Source organism: Cypionkella sp. TWP1-2-1b2 (assembly GCF_049896245.1).
Lineage (GTDB): Bacteria > Pseudomonadota > Alphaproteobacteria > Rhodobacterales > Rhodobacteraceae > Cypionkella.
This window is the reverse complement of record NZ_JAFCTX010000005.1, coordinates 133,715-154,983: the sequence shown is the minus strand read 5'-3', so window position 1 is coordinate 154,983 and position 21,269 is coordinate 133,715. Positions and strand designations below refer to the sequence as shown.

Here is a 21,269-nt window from a genome sequence, read left to right as displayed (position 1 = left end):
AAGGCCCGCCATGACGCAGATCATCGCCAACCTCGCTCAGATTTCCGCCCGCTATGATGCTGTGTTCTGCGACCTGTGGGGGTGTTTGCACAACGGCCTCGCGCCGTTCCCGGCAGCGGTGGCGGCGTTGCAGGCTTTCCGCGCCAAGGGGGGCCGGGTGATCTTGCTGACCAATGCGCCCCGCCCAAAATCCAGCATAATCAAACAGTTGGATGAAATGTCCGTACCGCGCGATGCCTGGGATGATGTAGTGACCTCGGGCGATGCCGCGCAATATGCGATGCTAAGCGGGGCTGTCGGGCATAAGGTGCATTTCATTGGCGCACCCAAGGATGAGGTGTTTTTCACCGATTTCGCCGAAGATCTGCAAGCGGTTGCCGCCGCTAATCCGCCGATTGCCCGCGTGGCCACCAAAGACGCCGAGGGCCTTGTGGTGACGGGTCTGGTGGATGATCTGACCGAAACGCCGGATGATTACCGCGCCACTTTGCTGCTGGCGAAAAACCTTGGCCTGCCCATGCTGTGCGCCAATCCCGACATCATCGTGCATTGGGGTGACAAGCTTTTGTATTGCGCGGGGGCGCTGGCGAAAGAATATGAGTCGATGGGCGGCACCGCGCTGTATTTCGGCAAGCCGCACCCGCCGATCTACGATCTTGCCCGCCGCCGTCTGACAGCCTTGGGCGGCGCGGAAGATGCGCGTATCCTCTGCATCGGCGACGGCATCCATACCGATGTGCAGGGCGCGATTGGCGAAAGCCTTGATGCGCTTTTCGTCACCGGCGGCATCGCGCATGAAAGCTTTGGTGCGGATTCTAACAATCCAGACAAGGACTTGCTGGAGGACTGGCTGGAAGCGGGGATGCTGTCGCCCAGCTATAGCATTGGCCATCTGCGCTAGCGCAGCAACAAAATTACCCAATAAGTCGTTTTTGCGCACAATTAATGCGCTTTGAATTTGCGCCGCAGCGCAGCATCTGCTACGCTGCATTGGCATATCTAAGGGATTCGGCTCATGCTTGATAACCACCCGCGCGGCACCATCTGCATCGAAGACTTGGAAATTGGCATGGTGCGCAGGTTGCAAAAAACCATAACCGACCGCGATATTCAGCTTTTCGCCGAAATTTCCACCGATCATAATCCGGTGCATCTGGATGAGGCTTATGCGCAGGACACAATTTTTCAAGGACGCATCGCGCATGGCATGCTGACCGCCGGGCTGATTTCAGCGGTGATCGGCGAACAGCTTCCCGGCCATGGCACTGTTTATCTTGGACAATCCCTGAAATTCCTTGCCCCCGTCCGCCCCGGTGATACCGTTGAAGCCGTGGTGAAAGTGCTGGCCATCGACCATTCCCGCCGCCGTGTGACCCTTGAAACCCATTGCGCGGTGGGCAATACCATGGTTCTGAAAGGCGAAGCGCTGGTTCTGGCGCCTAGCCGTAAGTTCGACTAGGGGTGCCTGCCGCCCCACCCTGGGGTAGCATGCAAATAAACCAGCATTGGCAAGGGCTTGACCCTGACACACGCGGCGCTTCGGTGGCGATGGGCAATTTTGACGGCGTGCATCTTGGCCACCGCTCGGTGATAGACCGCGCCCGCCCGCATGGCCCCCTGGGCATCGTGGCGTTCGAGCCGCATCCGCGCGAATATTTCGCCCCCAACGCTCCGCCGTTTCGTTTGATGAACGCCGAAGCCCGCAGCAACCGTCTGGCCAAGCTGGGCGTCAAGCAGTTGTTTCAACTGCCGTTTAACGCAGAAATGGCCGGCTTCACGCCAGAAGAATTCGCGCGTCAGGTGCTGGCGGAGGGCCTTGGCGTCGCCCATGTTGTCGTCGGAGCAGATTTTTGCTTTGGCAAAGGCCGCACGGGTAAAGCGACCGATCTGCAAGCGCTTGGGCGGCAATATGGATTCGGCGTCACTATTGCCGATCTGGTGAAGACCGAGGGCCGCGAGATTTCCTCAACCGCGATCCGTCAGGCGCTGACCGAGGGCCGCCCGCGCGATGCGGCCTCGATGCTCGGCCACTGGCACCGCATTGACGGCGAGGTGATCCATGGCGAAAAACGCGGCCGCGAACTCGGTTATCCGACCGCGAATATGTCCGTCGCGGGTCTGCATCTGCCAAAACTTGGCGTCTATGCCGCGCTCGTCGATGTGCTGACCGGACCGCAAGCGGGCAGTTATCAGGGCGCAGCCTCGCTTGGCGTGCGGCCGATGTTTGGCGAAAACACCCCGAACCTTGAGACGTATATCTTTGATTTCAATGGCGATCTCTACGGGCAGCACGTCTCGATCGGCCTTGTCGATTACCTGCGGCCCGAGATGAAATTTGAGGGTCTGCCGGGGCTGATGACGCAAATGGCCGCTGATGTCGCCCGCGCCCGCGAAATTCTCACCGCACTCTAGCCCTTCCCTTTTCCGCGCGCCCGCGTCATTTTGCAGCCATGACAAATCTGCGCCCGAAATTCTGGGAGACCGTTCCCCTCGCCAAAATGACCACCCCGGAATGGGAGGCGCTTTGCGACGGCTGCGGCAAATGCTGCCTGAACAAGATCGAATATGAAGATACCGGCGAGGTCGAGTACACCCGCGTCGCCTGCCGCTTGCTGGACAATGAAACCTGCCGTTGCAGCAACTATACGCGGCGGTTCGAGTTTGTGCCGGAATGTATTCGGTTGAACCCGAAGACCTTGAAAAAGATCAGCTATTGGCTGCCCGCCACCTGCGCCTACAAGCTGTTGCAGCAAGGTAAAGCTTTGCCCGACTGGCACCCTTTGATGACTGGCGACCCGCTGTCCACCCATACCTCTGGCCAGTCGATGCGGGGCCAGACCGTCTCGGAAGTCACAATCAATGAAGACGATTGGGACGATTATATCATTCAGGAAAATATCTGATGTATTTCACGTCTGACAACGCCTCGGGCGCGCATCCCGAGATTCTGGCGGCGCTGACCCGCGCCAATGATGGTTTCGCGCGCAGCTATGGTGCCGATGCGATCATGGAGCGGGTGACGGCGCAGGTGCGCGCGGTGTTCCAGCATCCTGATGCCGCCGTTTACCTTGTGGCCACCGGAACCGCCGCCAATGCGCTGTCCTTGGCGATCTACAGCAAGCCGTGGTCGGCGGTGTTTGCCCATAAAGACGCCCATATCGCCACCGACGAATGTGGTGCGCCAGAGTTTTACACCGACGGTGCCAAGTTGATCGGGGTGCCCGGCGATCACGGCAAGATGACGCCGGACAGCCTTGCGCAAACCATTGGCCGGATTGGCGAAGTTGGCGTGCATGGCGTGCAGCGTGGCATGGTCTCGATCACCAATGTGACTGAGGCTGGCACGGTTTACACCCCCGCCGAGGTTGCCGCCTTGACCGCTGTGGCGAAGCAATGGGACCTGCCCTGCCATCTCGACGGCGCGCGCTTTGCCAATTCTTTGATCGCCACGGGTGCTTCGGCTGCCGAGATGACATGGCAGGCCGGGATTGATGTGATCTCATTCGGTGGCACCAAAAACGGCTGTTTGGGCGTGGAAGCGGTGGTTATGTTTGACCCCGAAAAGGCGTGGGAGTTTGAATTGCGCCGCAAGCGGGCGGGGCATCTGGTCTCAAAGCACCGATACCTCTCGGCGCAGATGGAGGCCTATCTGACGGATGATCTGTGGCTGCGGCTGGCGACCCATGCCAATGCGATGGGGGCTCGGTTGGCGGCTGGCGTCGCAGCTGCAGGTGCTACGCATCAGCACCCGGCGCAGGCGAATATGATGTTTCCAGAATGGGCGACGGGTACGCATCAGCGGCTGGAAGCAGCGGGCGCGGCCTATTATCAGATGCCCGCAAGCGCTGGCATGGAGGCCGCCCGGTTGGTCACCGCATGGAACACCCAACAGGCGGAAGTTGATCAGTTCCTGACCGCTCTGCGGGCCTGACAGCCCTTATCGCTGGGTGCCGCCGCAGCGCAGAGAGCCGAAAGGCCCGATAAGCGTCTAAGCGCCATCCAGATGCGCCTGAACGCTTGGTGCAATGGTTGCGGCATGGGTGATCGCCACCATATGCGCCGCCCCCGGCACCACCAAGCGCGCGGCTTGTGGCAGACGCAGCACCAAGGCGCGGTGCAGCGCGTCGATGATCTCGGGGCTGCCGGCGCCCTCGATCAACAGCACCGGAACATCAACCGCCTCTAACCCACCGGGGCGCAAGATACCTGCGGCATCGTCAAGAAGCGCCGGATTTTGCGCCACAATAAGATGGATACGGTCCACCATATAGGCGCGGGTGCGTTCGGGCAGATCATCCAGACGGTCGCCCGATCCCCAATGGCTGTGGAACAAGGCGGCCGCGGCTGCGCGGTCGCCGGTATCGACCAGTTCGGCAAAGCCAAGGTGATCCGCGCGGAAACGCTGATAGGCGGCGGCATCGACGGCACGGCCCGCGGCGAAAATCACCGGCTCGACCAGCGTCAGGCTGCGCACCAGATCGGGGCGCTCGACCGCTATACGCAGGGCCACGGTGCCGCCAAAGCTGTGGCCGATCAGGTCAATCGGCTTGCCTTGACCCAGACTTTCCGCCATCGCAATCGACTGCGCCGTGGCCAGTGCGTGCATATCAGTGCCCGGCAGCCAATCTGGCGCGCGACCATGCCCCGGCGCATCGGTGGCGGTGATCGTCACCCCTTCCAGCGCGCCCGCCAGCCCAGACCACGCCCCGGCATGGGCAAGGCTGCAATGCAGAGCCAAAACCGGGCGCTGACCGCCGCGATGCCAGACACGGTGCGGCGGCAGCGCGATATGGTGCATATCTTCGGGCATTCAGAGCTTGCCAGACAGGTGCATGTCAAGATCTTCCAAGCGATCCTGGCCCCAGAACCGCTCGTCGCCGACGATATAGAACGGCACGCCGAAGACACCGCGCACCACCGCTTCTTCAAGGTTCGCCATATAGGTTTCCGCCGCCATCAGCATGTGTTTGTCAGCGATTTTCGGATCAAAACCGTGGGCGGCAAGAATGTCTTGCACCACCTCATCCTCGGCAATGTTGCGCCCCTCGGCCCAGACCGCGCGCGGGAAGGCTTGCACCAAACCACCCAGATCGCCGCCGCCCACTTTCGCCGCCGCGATGATCGCATAGGACGCGGGCGCGGGGTTGACCGGGAAATGCGCGGGCTGCACATCCAGCTTCAGCCCCAGCCGCGCCGACCAGCGCCGCAACTCTTGCAGTCGGTAGGTCTTGCGCGACTCGTGCCGTTCGGCCAGCACCTGACCGCCAGTGCGCGGGAGCAGCGCGGGTGAGTTCAGCGGGATATAGCGGATGCTGGCCCCATGTTTGGCGGCAATCGCCTCCAGCCTGTTTCCCGCCAGATAACAATAAGGCGAGATTGGCGCGAAGTAGTAGTCGATCTGTGGCATTTCAGGCGCCCCCTAGGCTTCAAGGTTTGCAAGACCCTAGCTGGGTGATAAGCGGTGTCAACGATCCGAATCTGCCCACCGGAGATCCCCATGCCCGCTATGACTGAGCCGAAACTGATTTCCGGCAACGCAAATCTATCCCTCGCCAAATCCATCGCGCGCCGCATGTCGATGCATCGCGGCATGTCGGTCAATCTGGTCGATGCAAGGATTGAACGCTTCAATGATGCCGAGATTTTCGTTGAGGTGTTCGAGAATGTGCGCGGCGAGGATATGTATATCATTCAGCCGACCTCGAACCCGGCCAACGACAACCTGATGGAACTGCTGATCATGACCGACGCGCTGCGGCGCTCGTCGGCCAGTCGGATTACTGCGGTGATCCCGTATTTCGGCTATGCGCGGCAGGATCGCCGCGCCAAGGCCCGCACCCCGATCACAGCCAAGCTGGTGGCCAATATGATCGCCGAGGCCGGGGTGGACCGGGTGTTGACGCTGGATCTGCACGCAGCACAGATTCAGGGCTTTTTCGACATTCCGGTGGACAACCTTTATGCCTCGCCAGTGTTCGCTTTGGACATCGAGCATCACTTCAAAGGTCAGATGCACGACTTGATGGTCGTCTCACCCGATGTCGGCGGTGTGGCGCGGGCGCGGGAATTGGCGAAGCGGATCAACGCGCCGCTGGCCATCGTGGATAAGCGGCGCGAAAAGGCGGGCGAGATTGCCGAGATGATCGTCATCGGCTCGGTTGCTGGCAAGAAGTGCATCATTGTGGACGATATTTGCGACACCGCCGGGACGTTGTGCAAGGCGGCGGAAGTGTTGATGGAGAATGGCGCTGTCGAAGTTCACAGCTATATCACGCATGGGGTTTTGTCGGGGCCTGCGGTAGAGCGGGTCACCAATTCGGTGATGAAATCCTTGGTGATCACCGATTCGATTGAGCCGACCGAAGCGGTGAAGAACTGCCCGAACATTCGGATCGTGCCGACAGCGCCGATTTTCGCGCAGGCGATTTTGAACATCTGGAACGGCACCAGCGTTTCATCGCTGTTTGAGACGGACACACTGGTTCCGATTTATGAGGGTATGTATCAGCGGCCTTAAGGGCGGTGCGTGCCAGCACGCACTCTACCAATAATGGAAAGGTCCCAACTCGGGACCTTTTTTATTTGTTTGATATCAATATGTTAATGCAGTCATTTTAACGAAATCTTAACGAATTCGCCACTTAGGCACCCGAATTGCTCTTTTTGAAATACTCCCGCCGGAGGCTTCAACGGTCCAACCCTCAATACAACTGCCAGTCATCCTCACTCGCAGCCGAGCCCATCGCGATCCAGTCGGCGCGAACGCGGGCGACGCGGGTGTCACCCCAAGTGCGGAACACCAGATGAAACCCGGTCTCGGTGATGTTCTCCGCCGTAATATCGGCGCGGGAGGTGTGTTTGTGGTCAATGTCCCACATCGAGATCGAGGCCATCACGGTGGGGGCTTCGGTGAAGGCTTCCTTGAACGTTACCACATGGCGGCTTTCGCGCGCGCCCTGCCCTGTCCACATCACGCCACCGTCGGCAAAGTCGGAAAACAGGACCCGGCTGCCCTGTTGAATGCCGATGGTGTTGGAGGTGATGCGTTTCATGCGGACCCGGATTTTATAACTGCAACGTAGCAATGAATTTCGGCGAAACTAGGTTGATTCCGGGTTTATGACGCAGCTATCGCGAAATTTTGGTGTGACTTTCTGCTGTTAAACCGCAAACCCACCAAAATGAAAAGGCCCCGACAAAGCGGGGCCAGATCCATTCTGTCACAACCAGCTTAGAAGCCAGCGGCGGCGCGCATTGCGACCAGATCGGCCAACGCTTTGTCGGCAGCGTCTTTGTCAACCGCAACGGCGGTGGCCTCGGACGCATCGGCGATCAGTTGATCCATTAGCGCGGCGTTGAGTTCCTCAATCGGCACCGCGCGTTCGGCCAGAACCGAGACGCTGGTGGCGCTGATTTCGGCAAAACCGCCTGTGACGACGAAGGATTTAGAGCCTTCGCTTGAGACAACCTTCAACACGCCGGGGCGCAGGGTGGTGATGGTGGGGGCGTGCCCCTCCATCGCCGTCAGGTCGCCATCGGCGCCCGGGATTTGCACTTCGGATGCCACAACCGACGCCAAGCGGCGTTCGGGTGACACGAGATCAAATTGCAGCGTTCCAGCCATGATGCCCCCTTAGGCCGCAGCCGCAGCAAGCCGCTGTGCTTTGGCCTTCACGTCTTCGATGCCGCCAACCATGTAGAAGGCCGCTTCCGGCAGATGGTCGTATTCGCCCGCCACAACCGCCTTGAACGAGCGGATGGTTTCTTCCAGCGGCACCTGCACGCCGTCAGAACCGGTGAACACCTTCGCGACGTCGAACGGCTGCGACAGGAAGCGTTGGATCTTGCGCGCACGCGACACGGTGAGTTTGTCTTCTTCGGAAAGTTCGTCCATGCCAAGGATGGCGATGATGTCTTGCAGCGATTTGTAGCGTTGCAAGATACCTTGCACCGAACGGGCGACGAGGTAGTGCTCCTCGCCGATAACCGCCGGGTCCAACAGACGCGAGGTGCTGTCCAGCGGGTCAACCGCCGGGTAGATGCCGAGTTCCGAAATCGCGCGGCTCAGAACCGTGGTTGCGTCGAGGTGGGCGAACGAGGTTGCTGGTGCAGGGTCAGTCAAGTCATCGGCAGGCACGTAGATTGCCTGAACCGAGGTGATCGAACCCGCTTTGGTCGAGGTGATGCGTTCTTGCAAAGCACCCATGTCGGTTGCCAGCGTCGGCTGGTAGCCCACGGCAGACGGGATACGACCCAAGAGAGCCGACACTTCCGAACCGGCTTGGGTAAAGCGGAAGATGTTGTCCACAAAGAACAACACGTCGGTGCCGGACTGGTCGCGGAACTGTTCTGCCAAGGTCAGACCCGACAGAGCCACGCGCAGACGTGCGCCCGGCGGTTCGTTCATTTGGCCGTAAACCAACGCCACTTTCGATTTGGTCATGTCTTCGAGGTTGATAACCCCGGATTCGATCATCTCGTGGTAAAGGTCGTTGCCTTCACGGGTACGCTCACCCACACCAGCGAACACCGAGAAGCCCGAGTGCACTTTGGCGATGTTGTTGATCAATTCCATGATCAGAACGGTTTTACCAACGCCCGCGCCGCCGAACAGGCCGATTTTGCCGCCCTTCGCGTAGGGGGCCAGCAGGTCGATCACCTTGATGCCGGTGACCAGCACTTTGGATTCGGTGGCTTGCTCGGCGAAGGTCGGGGCGGGGCGGTGGATCGAGCGGTATTCGCTGGCCACAACCGGGCCCTTTTCGTCCACCGGCTCGCCGATGACGTTCAGGATGCGGCCCAAGGTGGCGTCGCCAACCGGAACCTGGATCGGAGCGCCGGTGTCGGACACAGGTGCGCCACGCACGAGGCCTTCGGTTGCGTCCATCGCGATGGTGCGGACGGTGTTTTCGCCAAGATGCTGGGCCACTTCAAGCACCAGTTTCTTGCCGTTGTTGTCAGTGATCAGCGCGTTCAGAATTGCGGGAAGATCACCCGTGAACTGCACGTCAACCACGGCGCCGATGATTTGCGTCACCTTGCCTGCTGCGGCAGCGCTTTTCGGTGCTTTTGCCATGTTGTTTCTCCGGTTCCTTACAGCGCTTCCGCGCCGGAAATGATTTCGATAAGCTCTTTGGTGATCGCAGCCTGACGCGAGCGGTTGTAGATCGTGGTATATTTGGTGATCATGTCGCCTGCGTTGCGCGTTGCGTTGTCCATCGCGCTCATCCGCGCGCCCTGCTCGGACGCACCATTTTCCAGCAAAGCCGTGAAGATTTGCGTGGCAATACTGCGGGGCAGCAAATCGGCCAGGATGGCTTCCTCGCTGGGCTCGTAGTCATAAAGCGCCGTCGCGGCACCTGCCTCAAACTTCGCCGGGATCACCTGCAACGCGGTCGGGATCTGGGCGATCACCGACTGGAAGCGGTTGTAGAAGATGGTGACCACATCACATTCGCCAGCTTCAAAGCGGGCAAGCACGTCACGCGCGACGTTCTGGGCGTTGACATAGCCGACGCGTTTCACCTCGCCCATATCGACATGGCCGACCATATTGGCGGCGTAATCCCGGCGCAGCTGTTCGCGGCCTTTTTTGCCAACGGTGAGGATCTTCACCGTCTTGCCAGCCGCGATCAACTCTTGCGCCTTGGCGCGGGCCAGCCGCACGATGGTCGAGTTGAAGCCGCCGCAGAGCCCGCGTTCCGAGGTCATCACGACCAGCAGTTGCACTTGGTCGCTGCCCGTCCCGGCGAGAAGCCGGGGCGCGCTGGCCGATGTTCCAACCGAAGACGCAAGGCCCCCCATCACCGCATTCATCCGCTCGGCATAGGGCCGGGCAGCTTCAGCGGCTTCCTGGGCGCGGCGCAGTTTTGCCGCAGAGACCATCTGCATGGCTTTGGTGATTTTGCGGGTGTTTTTCACACTCGCAATCTTGTTTTTTAAGTCCTTAAGGCTGGGCATTGTCTATCCCCCGGCGCTTAGGCGAAGTCTTTGGCGAAGGCCGCGATCTCAGCTTTGATGGCTTTCTCCAGATCGCCCGCAACTTTGCGGTCGTTCTGGGTGATGTCATCCAGCAAAGCCTTGCCAGCGCCGCGCAGATGCTTCAGAAGGCCCGCTTCAAAACGGCCGATGTCTTTCACAGCCACTTTGTCCAGCGCGCCGGAGGTGCCTGCGTAGATCACGCAGACAATCTCGGCGTTGGTCATCGGCGAATACTGCGCTTGCTTCATCAACTCGGTCAGACGCGCGCCACGGTTCAGCAGTTGCTGGGTCGAGGCGTCAAGGTCAGAGCCGAACTGCGCGAAGGCAGCCATCTCGCGGTACTGCGCGAGTTCCAGTTTGACCTTGCCAGCCACCGATTTCATCGCGTTGGTTTGGGCAGACGAACCCACGCGGGAAACCGACAGACCGGTGTTCACAGCCGGGCGGATGCCTTGGTAGAACAATTCGGTTTCAAGGAAGATCTGGCCGTCGGTGATCGAGATCACGTTGGTCGGAATAAAGGCTGAGACGTCGCCGCCTTGGGTCTCAATAATCGGCAGCGCGGTCAGCGAGCCCGAACCAAAATCTTCGTTCAGCTTCGAGGAACGCTCCAGCAAACGGGAGTGCAGGTAGAACACGTCGCCCGGATAAGCTTCACGGCCCGGCGGACGGCGCAGCAGCAGCGACATTTGACGGTAAGCCACGGCTTGCTTGGAAAGATCATCATAGATGATCAAAGCGTGACGGCCGTTGTCGCGGAAGAATTCTGCCATCGAGGTCGCGGCATAGGGTGCAAGGAACTGCATCGGCGCCGGGTCGGAAGCGGTCGCTGCCACCACGATGGTGTATTTGATCGCGCCGGTTTCTTCCAGCTTCTTCACCAACTGCGCCACGGTCGAACGCTTTTGACCGATAGCCACGTAGATGCAGTAGAGCTTTTTGTATTCGTCGTCGCCAGCAGCCTCGTTATAGGACTTCTGGTTCAGAATGGTGTCCAAAGCCACGGCGGTTTTGCCGGTCTGACGGTCACCGATGATCAGTTCGCGCTGGCCACGGCCAACCGGGATCATCGCGTCGACAGCTTTCAGGCCGGTTGCCATCGGCTCGTGCACCGATTTGCGCGGGATGATGCCGGGGGCCTTCACGTCAGCCTGACGACGCTCGGTCGAGGCGATCGGGCCTTTGCCGTCGATCGGGTTGCCCAGACCATCGACAACGCGACCCAACAGGCCGTTGCCAACCGGCACGTCCACGATGGACTTGGTGCGCTTGACGGTGTCGCCTTCTTTGATGTCCTGGTCGGAACCGAAGATAACGATACCGACGTTGTCGACTTCAAGGTTCAACGCCATGCCGCGGATGCCGCCGGGGAATTCCACCATCTCACCGGCTTGGACATTGTCCAGCCCATGCACACGGGCAATGCCGTCGCCAACGCTGAGAACGCGACCAACTTCGGCCACCTCTGCATCTTTGCCAAAGTTCTTGATCTGGTCCTTAAGGATCGCAGAGATCTCAGCAGCCTGAATTCCCATCACCCAACCTCTTTCATTACATTCTGGAGCGCCGCGAGCTTTGCCTTGACCGAGGTATCGATCATCGACGAGCCGAGCTTGACGATAAGTCCGCCGATGAGGCTTTCATCAACGGTGGTTTGAAGTTTGACATCTTTGCCGATTTTGGCTTTCAGCGAGGCCGCCAGCTTCGCGGCCTGATCTGCCGAAAGCGCTGTCGCCGAGGTGACTTCCGCCGTCACTTCGCCCTTTTCAGCGGCGATGCGGGCAGTGAGATCGCTGACCAGTTGCGGCAGCACGAACAAGCGGCGGTTCGATGCCATCAAAGCGATGGTATTGGTCATCACCGTGGACAGCCCCATTTTGGCAGCAATCGCCGCCATCGCGCTAGCTTGATCTTCACGCGCCACAACCGGCGAGGCGATCATGCTGGCAAGCTCGGGGCTGGCAGCAAGGGCCGCTCCCAAAGCATCGGTATCGGCCTCAAGCGTTTTAAGACCGTTTTCTTCTTTCGCAATCTCAAACAAAGCCTGCGCGTAGCGCGATGCAATGCTCAAGGAGATTGAAGCTGGTTCGGACACGTCAACCCTTCCGCTGTATAGGCCCCTCGCGCGGGCCGCATCCGGGTTACAACCCATTTGCGGCGCATACTTGGGGCATGCGTCTTCTCGATTTCGGGCGTCTCTAGCAGACGATTGGCCATCCCGCAACGGGGAAGGACACTCAATATCCGCGTGCGCGCGTGCGACATATCGGCATGGCGGTTTTGTCGCAGGGGTGGCAGGTTTGAGATGTGGCCGATCACGCGGGCTTCACCTTTTCGGCATTGCTTTGTTAATCAAGGCGAAACAATCCGGGAAGGTGCCGGGATTGCCCCGCAAACCCCTGCAAATGCGTCATATATTCGCCATATTGTTTGACCCGGCGTCGGTGCGCAATTTAGTCTAAAGCGATGATTTTCCGAGTGAGGGGTTAACGCGATATGGATTTGCTGATTCTGGGATCGTTACTGCTGACCGGGGGCTTGCTGGCGCTGTCGGGCGTGTTTGATGGCGACGACGACAAAGAAGATACCCCGCCCAATGAGGCGCAGCATGGCACAGCCGGAGATGACACCCTCAGCGGCGATCAGGGTGTTGTGAGCGGCTGGGGCGGCGACGACACGCTGCACCTGAGCGGCACTGCCGAGGTCCATGGCAATCAGGGCGATGACACTATCACAGCCGAGGATCACAGCACGGCCCATGGTGGGTTGGGTGAGGATGATCTGACGGCGGATGGTTTCAGCACGCTTTATGGCGGCGGCGGGGATGACGCGCTTGTAGGCCAGGGCAATGTTCAGGGGCATGGTGACGCTGGCAACGATTCCATCGAGGCTTATGACAATGCCACGATGTGGGGCGACGCCGGAGATGATCGGCTATACTCGGGCCTGTTTCCATCTGGCGACACCGGCTTGCCAACAACCTACGGCGGTGCCGGGAATGATCTGCTTTTCACAGAGCTTGGTCATGGCTATGGCGGCGATGGGACTGATCATCTTGTCGCCAGCGGCTTCGCAAATATCCCCGTCTACGACGGACTTGGCACGACCGTTTCGGGCGGAGACGGCAGTGATGTGATCGCGGCCAGTTTCAACGCCCACGCACAGGGCGACGGTGGAGGTGACACGCTGGTGCTTGACCATGGCGCCTCTGGCGCGGGCGGTGCGGGCGACGATACCTTGGTGCTGAACGGGCAAATTATCGCACAGGATGCCACATTCAACACGACCACCGCTTCGGGCGGCGATGGCGCGGATCGTTTTGTGATCGACGGCTCGGCATCTCACTTTGGGTTGCCGATATCGACGCCACTTGAGATCACTGATTTCGTGTCGGGCACCGACCATCTGCTGGTTGATGCAACGGGCGGTCCGAACGACAGCTATGTCTATGACCACGCCAGCGTCGTCGTGAACGCCGATCAAGGCTATACCGAAGTCACCCTGCATTGGCTGGATCCGAATGACCCCGACGCCGCCCAACAAACCAATGTGGTGCGACTGAATGGCGTGACCAGCGATTTTGACATCTCGGACATCGAGATCGCCTCGCATGTTCATACAGTCTCCGGCACCGAGAGCGGCCCCGTCGTCGAAATCGGCAGCCCGCTGCACCAAGCCGATGGCAGCGCGGGCAACGACACCCTGTTGCAGCAACATGATGTGGTGTTGAACACCGGCGCGGGCGATGACAGCGTGACCTCCACGCGATCGGACGAGTTGATCGTGCAACTCGGCGATGGCAACGACAGCTTCATCGGCAATGGTGCAGCACATGTGGTCTATGCCGGCGCGGGTGATGACAGTTACCTGCTGAACGCGCCAAACGGAATCGCGGGCACAACGCTCGATTCAGGATTTTACGGTGGCGCGGGCAACGATCATATTGTGATCCAGAACGACGGCCCAGGTCTGGTGCAGCCCGGCCACCATGCACCGCAGTATGAGGGTGGCAGCGGCGACGATTACCTTGAGGCGCAGGCTGGCACAGGCGCGTTGTCGATGGATGGCGGTTCGGGGCATAACATCTTGATCGGTGGCGCGGGGCAAAACTTTAACAGCGGCGATTACTTTGATCTCGGCAGCGATGATGTCACGATCAATTTCAACGCCGAGGATGTGGCAGCCTATGGCCCAGCAAATGTGCGCCTGCTGGGCAGTGATCACCTGACGCTGAACATCGACGCAAATCTGCAAGGGGAAATCACCTTCCACTACAACACCGCAGGCAATGGCGTTGAAGTGAACAGCACCAAAATCCGCGTCGGAGGGGTCACTGTCGCGATTGTCGCCGAAGGCATACCGCTGATTGAAGATGCGATTGCCGCAGGTGACTCTCAGCTTACAGTCCATCGCGTTTGAAAATAGACTGAATGCCGGGCAGCACCTTATGGCTGGGCACCGCAGCCCCCACGCCCTCTAACACGCGCAGCGGTTTGCGCACGGTTGCGCCCAAGCCGCCGCGCGTCGGGGCATAGACTTGTTTGCTGGCCTCGACCATCAGCACCCCGCCTGCCAGCCATGGCAGGCGGCGGCCAAAGCCCTCCCAAAAATTCGACGTGCCCAGCCAGAACCGGCTTTCCGACGGCGGCGCGAACAGCGAGGTCATGCTGCGTTCTGGCGTGAAGCCGTGGGCCTTCAGTTGCGCCTCTAACTGTCCACCGGAATAGGGGCGGCCAAAGCCGAACGGCGTGCCGTCGCGGCGCGCCCACAGGCCTGCGCGGTTCGGCACCACAAACAAGGCCCGGCCACCGGGGCCAAGCACGCGGTGGGCTTCCTCCAACACGGCGGTGGGGTTGTCGGAAGTCTCCAACCCGTGCATCAGCACCAAGCGGTCGACATGCCCGGTCGGCAGCGGCCAGAGCCTTTCCTCACAGAGCACCGAGACGTTGGCCATCCCCGCGGGCCAAGGCATCACCCCTTGCGGACCCGGCATCAGCCCAATCACCCGGCGTGCATCCTGCAGATAGGGCCGCAGCAGCGGCACCGCAAAGCCAAAACCCACCACAGTCTGCCCCGGCGCAGGCGGCCAAAGGCTGACCACCTGATCGCGGATCGCCCGCTGCGCCACCCGACCAAGCTGGGTGCGGTAGTAGAAATTGCGCAGATCGAGGACATCAAGATGCATGGAGTCGGGGTTTCCTCGGCGGTAAAATCGCGCCAATCATAGCCGGATGCGCCGGTATGGCTATGGCCGAAACCTATCCCCTGCCGATTAAGCAGAGCCTTTGCGGCAAGGCCACGGAATTTCTCAAATTCCGTTTGGTTTCTGCCCGATTGTGCGGCGAAACGAATTGCACCTGCCCGGCGCGCGCTGCACTCTGGCTGCAAACCTTGAAAGGCCACCGCCGCATGACCCTGGAACTTGTCACCATTCCCTGCCTGAAAGACAATTACGCCTATCTGCTGCATGATCCGGCCAGCGACGAGACGACGTTGATCGACGCCCCCGAGGCAGGCCCGATCCTTGCCGCGTTGAAGGCGCGTGGCTGGCATCTTGATCAAATCCTGCTGACGCATCACCACTGGGACCATATCGACGGCGTGGGGGCGATTGTCGAAGCCACTTCCGCCACCATCCTGGGTGCTGCCGCCGACGCCCACCGCCTGCCGCCTTTAAGCCGCGCACTGGTCGAGGCCGATCAGGTGACAGTCGGCGCCGAGATCGGCTATGTCATTGATGTGCCCGGTCATACCGTCGGCCATATCGCGTTTTACTTCCCCGCCTCAGGCCTGTGCTTCACCGCCGACAGCTTGATGGCCGCAGGCTGTGGTCGGCTGTTTGAAGGCACGCCGCAGCAGATGTTCGAAAGCCTTGCCAAGTTGCAACAACTGCCGCCCGCCACGCTGATCTGCTCGGGCCACGAATACACCGCCGCGAACCTTGCGTTCGCAATCAGCGTCGATCCGGGCAACTCCGCCCTGCAAGCCCGTATCCGTGCGGTGACACGCGCGCGCAGCGGCGGCCATCCCACTGTGCCGGTGACCTTGTCAGAAGAATTGGCCACCAACCCTTTTCTGCGCGCGCAAGACCCCTATATCAGACAATATCTGGGTATGGCTGATGCAACCGATGCCCAAGTCTTCACCGCAATCCGCGCGCTAAAGGACAAATTCTGAGTCCATTCTGCACCGCGCCCATCACAAATTGCATCACTGCCGACAATTTACGAAATCTTGCTGAAATAGGGCTTGAAGATCGCAGAATAAAACCGATCCTTTACCTTATGAGGCCATGGTTGGATTAGGGCCATCCGCCCGTCCGACCCGCAGGACAGGAGCACGACCAAGTGCCATCATTTTCGACGACCCTCGAACAAGCCATCCATGGCGCTTTGGCGCTTGCCAATGCCCGCCGCCATGAACTTGCCACCCTGGAGCATCTTCTGCTCTCTTTGATCGACGAGCCTGACGCTGCCCGCGTCATGAAGGCTTGTTCGGTCAACCTCGATGATCTGCGCAAAACCCTGAACGACTTCATCGACGACGATCTGTCAACTTTGGTCACAGATGTCGAAGGCTCGGAAGCCGTACCAACTGCCGCCTTCCAACGCGTGATCCAGCGCGCGGCGATCCATGTGCAAAGCTCGGGCCGCACCGAAGTCACCGGGGCCAATGTGCTGGTTGCGATCTTTGCCGAACGCGAATCCAACGCCGCCTATTTCCTGCAAGAGCAGGATATGACCCGTTATGACGCGGTGAACTTCATCGCTCATGGTGTCGCCAAAGACCCCAGCTATGGCGAGGCGCGCCCGGTCACGGGGGCGGAGGAACACCACCATGAAACCCCGAAAGCCGAGGCGGGCGAGGCCAAGGAATCCGCGCTGTCGAAATATTGCGTGGATCTGAACGTCAAGGCGATGAAGGGCGATGTCGATCCGCTGATCGGCCGCGAAGCCGAGGTGGAACGCGCGATTCAAGTGCTGTGCCGCCGTCGCAAAAACAACCCGCTGCTGGTCGGTGATCCGGGTGTCGGGAAAACCGCAATTGCCGAAGGTTTGGCGAAGAAAATCGTGGATAAACAAACGCCTGAGATTTTGGCGCATGCCACGATCTACTCGCTTGATATGGGCGCATTGCTGGCAGGCACCCGCTACCGTGGTGACTTTGAGGAACGCTTGAAAGCGGTCGTCAAGGAAATGGAAGATCACCCCGACGCGATCCTGTTCATCGACGAAATCCACACCGTGATCGGCGCGGGTGCGACTTCGGGCGGTGCAATGGATGCCTCGAACCTTTTGAAACCGGCCTTGGCGGGTGGCAAGTTGCGCTGCATGGGCTCGACCACCTACAAAGAATTCCGTCAGCATTTTGAGAAAGACCGTGCGCTTGCCCGGCGTTTCCAGAAAATCGACGTCAATGAACCCTCTGTGCCCGATACCATCAAGATTCTGATGGGGTTGAAGCCGCATTTTGAGCAGCATCACGACCTGCGCTACACCAATGATGCGATCAAATCGGCTGTAGAACTGGCGGCGCGCTATATCCACGACCGCAAACTGCCGGATTCTGCGATTGACGTGATCGACGAAGCCGGGGCTGCGCAGCATCTGCTGGCGGATTCGAAAAAGCGCAAATCTCTGGGTGTGAAAGAGATTGAGGCGGTTGTCGCCAAAATCGCCCGCATCCCGGCCAAGACGGTATCGAAAGACGATGCCGAAACCCTGCGCGATCTGGAAAAAACCCTGAAACGAGTGGTGTTCGGGCAGGATAAAGCCGTGGAATCGCTATGTTCCGCGATCAAACTCGCCCGCGCTGGCCTGCGCGAGCCGGAAAAACCCATCGGCAACTACCTGTTCGCAGGGCCGACGGGCGTGGGTAAAACCGAGGTTGCCAAGCAGTTGGCATCCTCGCTTGGCGTCAAGCTGCTGCGGTTCGATATGTCGGAATACATGGAGAAACATGCGATTAGCCGTCTGATCGGCGCGCCTCCGGGCTATGTCGGCTTCGATCAGGGCGGCATGCTCACCGATGGCGTCGATCAAGACCCGCATTGCGTCCTTCTGTTGGACGAAATGGAAAAGGCCCACCCGGATGTCTACAACATCCTGTTGCAGGTTATGGACCACGGCAAGCTGACCGACCATAATGGCCGGACGGTGGATTTCCGCAATGTGATCCTGATCATGACCTCGAACGCAGGCGCTATGGAGCAATCGAAAGAATCGATTGGCTTTGGCCGCACCGCGCGCACCGGGGAAGATACGGCGGCGATCGAGCGCACCTTCACGCCCGAATTCCGCAACCGTCTGGATGCGGTCATCAGCTTCGCGCGTTTGGGCAAAGAGGTCATCATGCAGGTGGTGACCAAGTTTGTGCTACAACTGGAAGCGCAACTGTTGGATCGCAATGTCCATATTGACCTGACGCCCGAAGCCGCCGCTTGGCTGGGTGACAAGGGCTATGATGAGAAAATGGGCGCGCGGCCGCTTGGTCGGGTGATCCAGGAATACATCAAGAAACCTTTGGCCGAGGAGTTGTTGTTCGGCAAGCTGACCAAGGGCGGTCTGGTACATGTCCATGTCAAGGATGGCGAACTGGCTTTGACCTTTGAGGAGCCGCAAAAGGCCCGCCTCACCGGGCAGAAACCGCCGCTGCTTACGGCGGAATGATCAAGACCTTACTTCTGACTTTGGCCCTCGCCTTCCCGGCGGGGGCCTTTGAACTATCATTCCCCGCCGACTGTCGCTTCGGGTCAACCTGCTACATCCAGCAATATGTCGATCACGACCCCGGACCGGGCGCGCAGGATTTCACCTGTGGGCCGTTGTCGTATGAAGGCCATGATGGCACCGACATCGCCTTGCCCACCCGTGCCGCGATGCAGGCTGGGGTAAATGTGCTGGCCGCAAGTGCCGGAACCGTGAAAGGCGTGCGCGATGGCATCGCTGATTTCGCGCCTGTTGTGGCCGATAAAGAATGTGGCAATGGCGTTCTGGTCGATCATGGTGGTGGCTGGGAAACTCAATATTGCCATATGAAACAAGGCTCTGTGCGCGCACGCGTCGGCGATGAGGTGGATACAGGCACGGTGCTGGGCCAGATCGATCAATCCGGCATGGCCGCCTTTCCGCATCTGCACCTCTCGGTGCGCCGCAATGGCGCGGAGCTTGACCCTTTCGCGCCCGAAACCCTGACCAGTTGCGGCGCGCCCGGCCCCGGTCTGTGGGATCAGCCCGTGGCCTATCAACCGGGCGGCTTGCTCAGCATCGGCATCAGCGCGGAAATTCCCGATTATCAAGTCGTCAAGGATGGGCTTGCCAGCCCTGCCCTCGCGGCCAACGCGCCCGCCTTGGTGGTCTGGGCGTTTCTTTATGGCGCGCAACCTGCCGATGCGATCCTGTTTCGGCTGACCGGGCCTGAGGGCGATATTCTGACCGACCGGTCTGTGATCGAGAAAACCCAGGCGCAGGCGTTTCGCGCGGTGGGGCGGAAGTTGAAGACCGCCGCATGGCCTTCGGGGCGCTATCAGGGTGAAGCAGTTTTGCAGCGGGGCGGGGTCGAATTGGGGCGTGAGCAGATCGAGATTACGGTGGGCCAATAGTTAATAAGCTATGAATATCACCACCGTAACCCTTTGATTTCACATAAACCGCACCCCTGTCCACGTGCAGACACTACCTCTCTGTCAGCTTCAACTCAATCCGCCGGTTCTGCGCCCTTGCCTGCGCCGAATCTCCCGCAGCCACCGGCTGATACTCGCCAAATCCGGTCGCCGCCAACCTCTGCGGCGGGAAGCCCAGATTGTCCTGCATGAACCGCACCACCGACAAAGCCCGCGCCTGAGACAGCTGCCAGTTATCCTTGAACGCCCCGGCCCCCGACAACGGCACGTCATCGGTGTGGCCATCGACCCGGATGATCCAATCAATCCCCGGCGGAATTTTCCCGGCCACCTCATCTAATATCTTCACCACATCAGCGATCTGAGCCTGCCCCTCGGGTGCCAGATCAGCCGAGCCGGGGTTGAACAAAACCTCGGACGAGAACACAAACCGATCCCCGACCACCCGCACGCCTTCGCGGCCCGCCAAAAGCTGCGAGAGTTGGCCGAAGAATTCGCTGCGGAACTTCGCCAGATCGGCGTTCTCGGCCTGCAACCGCACCCGCTCCGCAGCCTCCAATTCGGCGCGTTTTTTCTGTTCCGAAGCGACCTGCGCCAAAGCGGCGTTCAACTGGCTGCCCAAAGCCTCAATTTGCACTTTGTTGGTGGAGTCTTTCGAGGCCGAAGCATCCAGCAGGCCCTGCAATTCCCCCAGTTGCACCCGCAGGGCAGCGATTTGCTGGTTCAGCACCTCGGTCTTGCGGGCCGCGTCAAGCGATTTGGCTTGCTCGGCGGTCAAAGCTTGCTGCGCCACGGCAAGCAAGGGGGCGTTTTTATCGCCTGCGGTTGCCGATTGCGCGGCTTTGGTGTTGGCGGCAGCCAGCAGGGTCAGGGTGTCTTCGGCCGCTTTGCGTTGATCTTCCAGCGCCAATGTCATCGCGGTCAGTTCGGCATCCGAATTTTTCAGCTTGTCGCGCAGCGCGGCGAGGGCTGCGGCATCGACCAGACGGGTGGCCTCGGCGTCAGTGATTTTGGTTTGGGCGGCTTTAAGGTCGGCAGCGCTGGTGTCGCCCTTTGCTTTCAGATCGGCCACCAAGGTTTCCAAAGCCTCTCGGCGGGCGGCGGTAAGGCGGGCGGCCTCGGTGCTGGCGTCAATCTCGGTGCGGGCTTTGGCGAGGGCGAGGTCAAGGGCCTGTTTTTCGGTCAAAAGTTTCGCGCCTTTGGCTTCAAGATCGCTGACTTGCGCGCTCAAGGCGCTGGCTTGCCCACGCGCGGTGTCACGTTCCGACAGCAGGCTCGCGACTTGGGCTTCAAAGCTGGTGATGCGGGTTTGGGCGGCGGCGATTTCGCCCTCTTTGGTGGCAATTTGCCCGGTGAGGGTGGCGATCAGGGCGGATTGCTGCTCGCCTTTGGTTTGGGCCGCGGTCAAATCAGAGCTGAGCGTGCCGACTTGGCCTTGCAGATCGCTGACCTTTTGCCGTTCCAGCCCCAAAGCGTCGGCCAGGCCGGCGATTTGCGCGGTGAGGCCGTCAAGCTCGGTCGATTGCGTGGTGATGGTGTCGCGCAACACCGATTGCATAACAGTGAAGATGGTGAGCACAAACATCAGCACCATCAGCAAGGTGGTCACGGCATCGACAAAGCCGGGCCAGATCATCGCGGAATCGCGTTTGCGGCGCAAAGCCAT

Annotated in this window: 20 protein-coding genes; 10 read left to right on the top strand and 10 right to left on the bottom strand. The window is 60.0% G+C overall.

What is annotated here, in order from left to right; translation table 11 throughout:
* Window positions 1-10: 10 nt before the first annotated feature.
* The 5 genes from ACP7AP_RS04925 (at window position 11) to ACP7AP_RS04905 (ending at window position 3,931) form a co-directional block, all read left to right on the top strand.
* Window positions 11-901: a TIGR01459 family HAD-type hydrolase gene (locus ACP7AP_RS04925; RefSeq protein ID WP_426032811.1), complete on the top strand. Its 891-nt coding sequence runs from the start codon at window positions 11-13 to the stop codon at window positions 899-901.
* Between the two features lie 114 nt (window positions 902-1,015).
* Window positions 1,016-1,459: a MaoC family dehydratase gene (locus ACP7AP_RS04920; protein WP_426032809.1), complete on the top strand. Its 444-nt coding sequence runs from the start codon at window positions 1,016-1,018 to the stop codon at window positions 1,457-1,459.
* 29 nt (window positions 1,460-1,488) lie between these two features.
* Window positions 1,489-2,412, top strand: a complete 924-nt coding sequence (locus ACP7AP_RS04915) for a bifunctional riboflavin kinase/FAD synthetase (protein WP_426032807.1) — start codon at window positions 1,489-1,491, stop codon at window positions 2,410-2,412.
* 38 nt (window positions 2,413-2,450) lie between these two features.
* Window positions 2,451-2,903, top strand: coding sequence for a YcgN family cysteine cluster protein (locus ACP7AP_RS04910; RefSeq protein WP_426032805.1), 453 nt, complete (start codon window positions 2,451-2,453; stop codon window positions 2,901-2,903).
* Complete coding sequence (locus ACP7AP_RS04905; RefSeq protein ID WP_426032803.1) at window positions 2,903-3,931, top strand: threonine aldolase family protein; 1,029 nt, start codon at window positions 2,903-2,905, stop codon at window positions 3,929-3,931. Before ACP7AP_RS04910 ends, ACP7AP_RS04905 begins: the two co-directional genes overlap by 1 nt.
* A 57-nt stretch (window positions 3,932-3,988) precedes the next feature.
* Here ACP7AP_RS04905 and ACP7AP_RS04900 read toward each other — a convergent pair whose 3' ends face one another.
* Both ACP7AP_RS04900 and ACP7AP_RS04895 read right to left on the bottom strand, forming a co-directional pair.
* Complete coding sequence (locus ACP7AP_RS04900; RefSeq protein WP_426032801.1) at window positions 3,989-4,810, bottom strand: alpha/beta fold hydrolase; 822 nt, start codon at window positions 4,808-4,810, stop codon at window positions 3,989-3,991.
* A complete protein-coding gene (locus tag ACP7AP_RS04895) occupies window positions 4,811-5,407 on the bottom strand; it encodes a 2-hydroxychromene-2-carboxylate isomerase (RefSeq protein WP_426032799.1) in 597 nt (198 codons plus the stop codon). It abuts the gene before it with no gap.
* Window positions 5,408-5,497: 90 nt separating this feature from the next.
* Here ACP7AP_RS04895 and ACP7AP_RS04890 point away from each other — a divergent pair, with 90 nt between their 5' ends.
* Window positions 5,498-6,517: a ribose-phosphate pyrophosphokinase gene (locus ACP7AP_RS04890; protein WP_426032797.1), complete on the top strand. Its 1,020-nt coding sequence runs from the start codon at window positions 5,498-5,500 to the stop codon at window positions 6,515-6,517.
* 184 nt (window positions 6,518-6,701) lie between these two features.
* On the opposite strand, the gene ACP7AP_RS04885 is transcribed toward ACP7AP_RS04890, so the two are convergent.
* The 6 genes from ACP7AP_RS04885 to ACP7AP_RS04860 form a co-directional block, all read right to left on the bottom strand.
* On the bottom strand, window positions 6,702-7,052 hold the full coding sequence (locus ACP7AP_RS04885) for an H-type lectin domain-containing protein (RefSeq protein WP_284324624.1): 351 nt from the start codon (window positions 7,050-7,052) through the stop codon (window positions 6,702-6,704).
* A 179-nt stretch (window positions 7,053-7,231) separates the two neighbouring features.
* Window positions 7,232-7,624: a F0F1 ATP synthase subunit epsilon gene (locus ACP7AP_RS04880; RefSeq protein WP_426032795.1), complete on the bottom strand. Its 393-nt coding sequence runs from the start codon at window positions 7,622-7,624 to the stop codon at window positions 7,232-7,234.
* 9 nt (window positions 7,625-7,633) lie between these two features.
* Complete coding sequence (gene atpD, locus ACP7AP_RS04875; protein WP_426032793.1) at window positions 7,634-9,076, bottom strand: F0F1 ATP synthase subunit beta; 1,443 nt, start codon at window positions 9,074-9,076, stop codon at window positions 7,634-7,636.
* A 17-nt stretch (window positions 9,077-9,093) separates the two neighbouring features.
* Window positions 9,094-9,960 carry a F0F1 ATP synthase subunit gamma gene (locus ACP7AP_RS04870; RefSeq protein WP_426032791.1) on the bottom strand — a complete coding sequence of 289 codons (867 nt, stop codon included), beginning with the start codon at window positions 9,958-9,960 and terminating at the stop codon, window positions 9,094-9,096.
* Window positions 9,961-9,977: 17 nt separating this feature from the next.
* On the bottom strand, window positions 9,978-11,516 hold the full coding sequence (atpA, locus tag ACP7AP_RS04865) for a F0F1 ATP synthase subunit alpha (RefSeq protein ID WP_426032789.1): 1,539 nt from the start codon (window positions 11,514-11,516) through the stop codon (window positions 9,978-9,980).
* Window positions 11,516-12,076, bottom strand: a complete 561-nt coding sequence (locus tag ACP7AP_RS04860) for a F0F1 ATP synthase subunit delta (RefSeq protein ID WP_426032787.1) — start codon at window positions 12,074-12,076, stop codon at window positions 11,516-11,518. Before ACP7AP_RS04860 ends, atpA begins: the two co-directional genes overlap by 1 nt.
* A 401-nt stretch (window positions 12,077-12,477) precedes the next feature.
* Between ACP7AP_RS04860 and ACP7AP_RS04855 the strand changes: the two genes are divergently transcribed.
* Window positions 12,478-14,400 (top strand): hypothetical protein, encoded by a 1,923-nt coding sequence (locus ACP7AP_RS04855; protein ID WP_426032785.1) that lies wholly within the window; start codon window positions 12,478-12,480, stop codon window positions 14,398-14,400.
* Here ACP7AP_RS04855 and ACP7AP_RS04850 read toward each other — a convergent pair.
* Window positions 14,381-15,166 carry a class I SAM-dependent methyltransferase gene (locus ACP7AP_RS04850; protein WP_426032783.1) on the bottom strand — a complete coding sequence of 262 codons (786 nt, stop codon included), beginning with the start codon at window positions 15,164-15,166 and terminating at the stop codon, window positions 14,381-14,383. The genes ACP7AP_RS04855 and ACP7AP_RS04850 overlap by 20 nt on opposite strands.
* 224 nt (window positions 15,167-15,390) lie before the next feature.
* On the opposite strand from ACP7AP_RS04850, the gene gloB reads away from it, so the two are divergent.
* From gloB to ACP7AP_RS04835, 3 genes are all read left to right on the top strand, one after another.
* Window positions 15,391-16,158, top strand: coding sequence for a hydroxyacylglutathione hydrolase (gene gloB, locus ACP7AP_RS04845; protein ID WP_426032781.1), 768 nt, complete (start codon window positions 15,391-15,393; stop codon window positions 16,156-16,158).
* 170 nt (window positions 16,159-16,328) lie between these two features.
* Window positions 16,329-18,650 carry an ATP-dependent Clp protease ATP-binding subunit ClpA gene (gene clpA / locus ACP7AP_RS04840; protein ID WP_426032779.1) on the top strand — a complete coding sequence of 774 codons (2,322 nt, stop codon included), beginning with the start codon at window positions 16,329-16,331 and terminating at the stop codon, window positions 18,648-18,650.
* Window positions 18,647-19,582, top strand: coding sequence for a M23 family metallopeptidase (locus tag ACP7AP_RS04835; RefSeq protein ID WP_426032777.1), 936 nt, complete (start codon window positions 18,647-18,649; stop codon window positions 19,580-19,582). The genes clpA and ACP7AP_RS04835 overlap by 4 nt, the downstream gene beginning before the upstream one ends.
* Window positions 19,583-19,655: 73 nt before the next feature.
* Here ACP7AP_RS04835 and ACP7AP_RS04830 read toward each other — a convergent pair whose 3' ends face one another.
* On the bottom strand, window positions 19,656-21,269 hold the full coding sequence (locus tag ACP7AP_RS04830; RefSeq protein ID WP_426032775.1) for a peptidoglycan -binding protein: 1,614 nt from the start codon (window positions 21,267-21,269) through the stop codon (window positions 19,656-19,658).

Excerpts from the sequence above, each read along its gene's own strand:
- ACP7AP_RS04830 (WP_426032775.1), bottom strand. The coding sequence starts at position 21,269 with ATGGCTTTGCGCCGCAAACGCGATTCCGCGATGATCTGGCCCGGCTTT.
- ACP7AP_RS04880 (WP_426032795.1), bottom strand. The coding sequence starts at position 7,624 with ATGGCTGGAACGCTGCAATTTGATCTCGTGTCACCCGAACGCCGCTTG.
- ACP7AP_RS04910 (WP_426032805.1), top strand. The coding sequence starts at position 2,451 with ATGACAAATCTGCGCCCGAAATTCTGGGAGACCGTTCCCCTCGCCAAA.
- ACP7AP_RS04900 (WP_426032801.1), bottom strand. The coding sequence starts at position 4,810 with ATGCCCGAAGATATGCACCATATCGCGCTGCCGCCGCACCGTGTCTGG.
- atpA (WP_426032789.1), bottom strand. The coding sequence starts at position 11,516 with ATGGGAATTCAGGCTGCTGAGATCTCTGCGATCCTTAAGGACCAGATC.
- ACP7AP_RS04925 (WP_426032811.1), top strand. The coding sequence starts at position 11 with ATGACGCAGATCATCGCCAACCTCGCTCAGATTTCCGCCCGCTATGAT.
- ACP7AP_RS04920 (WP_426032809.1), top strand. The coding sequence starts at position 1,016 with ATGCTTGATAACCACCCGCGCGGCACCATCTGCATCGAAGACTTGGAA.
- ACP7AP_RS04890 (WP_426032797.1), top strand. The coding sequence starts at position 5,498 with ATGCCCGCTATGACTGAGCCGAAACTGATTTCCGGCAACGCAAATCTA.
- ACP7AP_RS04855 (WP_426032785.1), top strand. The coding sequence starts at position 12,478 with ATGGATTTGCTGATTCTGGGATCGTTACTGCTGACCGGGGGCTTGCTG.
- atpD (WP_426032793.1), bottom strand. The coding sequence starts at position 9,076 with ATGGCAAAAGCACCGAAAAGCGCTGCCGCAGCAGGCAAGGTGACGCAA.
- gloB (WP_426032781.1), top strand. The coding sequence starts at position 15,391 with ATGACCCTGGAACTTGTCACCATTCCCTGCCTGAAAGACAATTACGCC.
- ACP7AP_RS04835 (WP_426032777.1), top strand. The coding sequence starts at position 18,647 with ATGATCAAGACCTTACTTCTGACTTTGGCCCTCGCCTTCCCGGCGGGG.
- ACP7AP_RS04915 (WP_426032807.1), top strand. The coding sequence starts at position 1,489 with ATGCAAATAAACCAGCATTGGCAAGGGCTTGACCCTGACACACGCGGC.
- ACP7AP_RS04885 (WP_284324624.1), bottom strand. The coding sequence starts at position 7,052 with ATGAAACGCATCACCTCCAACACCATCGGCATTCAACAGGGCAGCCGG.
- ACP7AP_RS04870 (WP_426032791.1), bottom strand. The coding sequence starts at position 9,960 with ATGCCCAGCCTTAAGGACTTAAAAAACAAGATTGCGAGTGTGAAAAAC.
- ACP7AP_RS04905 (WP_426032803.1), top strand. The coding sequence starts at position 2,903 with ATGTATTTCACGTCTGACAACGCCTCGGGCGCGCATCCCGAGATTCTG.
- ACP7AP_RS04895 (WP_426032799.1), bottom strand. The coding sequence starts at position 5,407 with ATGCCACAGATCGACTACTACTTCGCGCCAATCTCGCCTTATTGTTAT.
- ACP7AP_RS04850 (WP_426032783.1), bottom strand. The coding sequence starts at position 15,166 with ATGCATCTTGATGTCCTCGATCTGCGCAATTTCTACTACCGCACCCAG.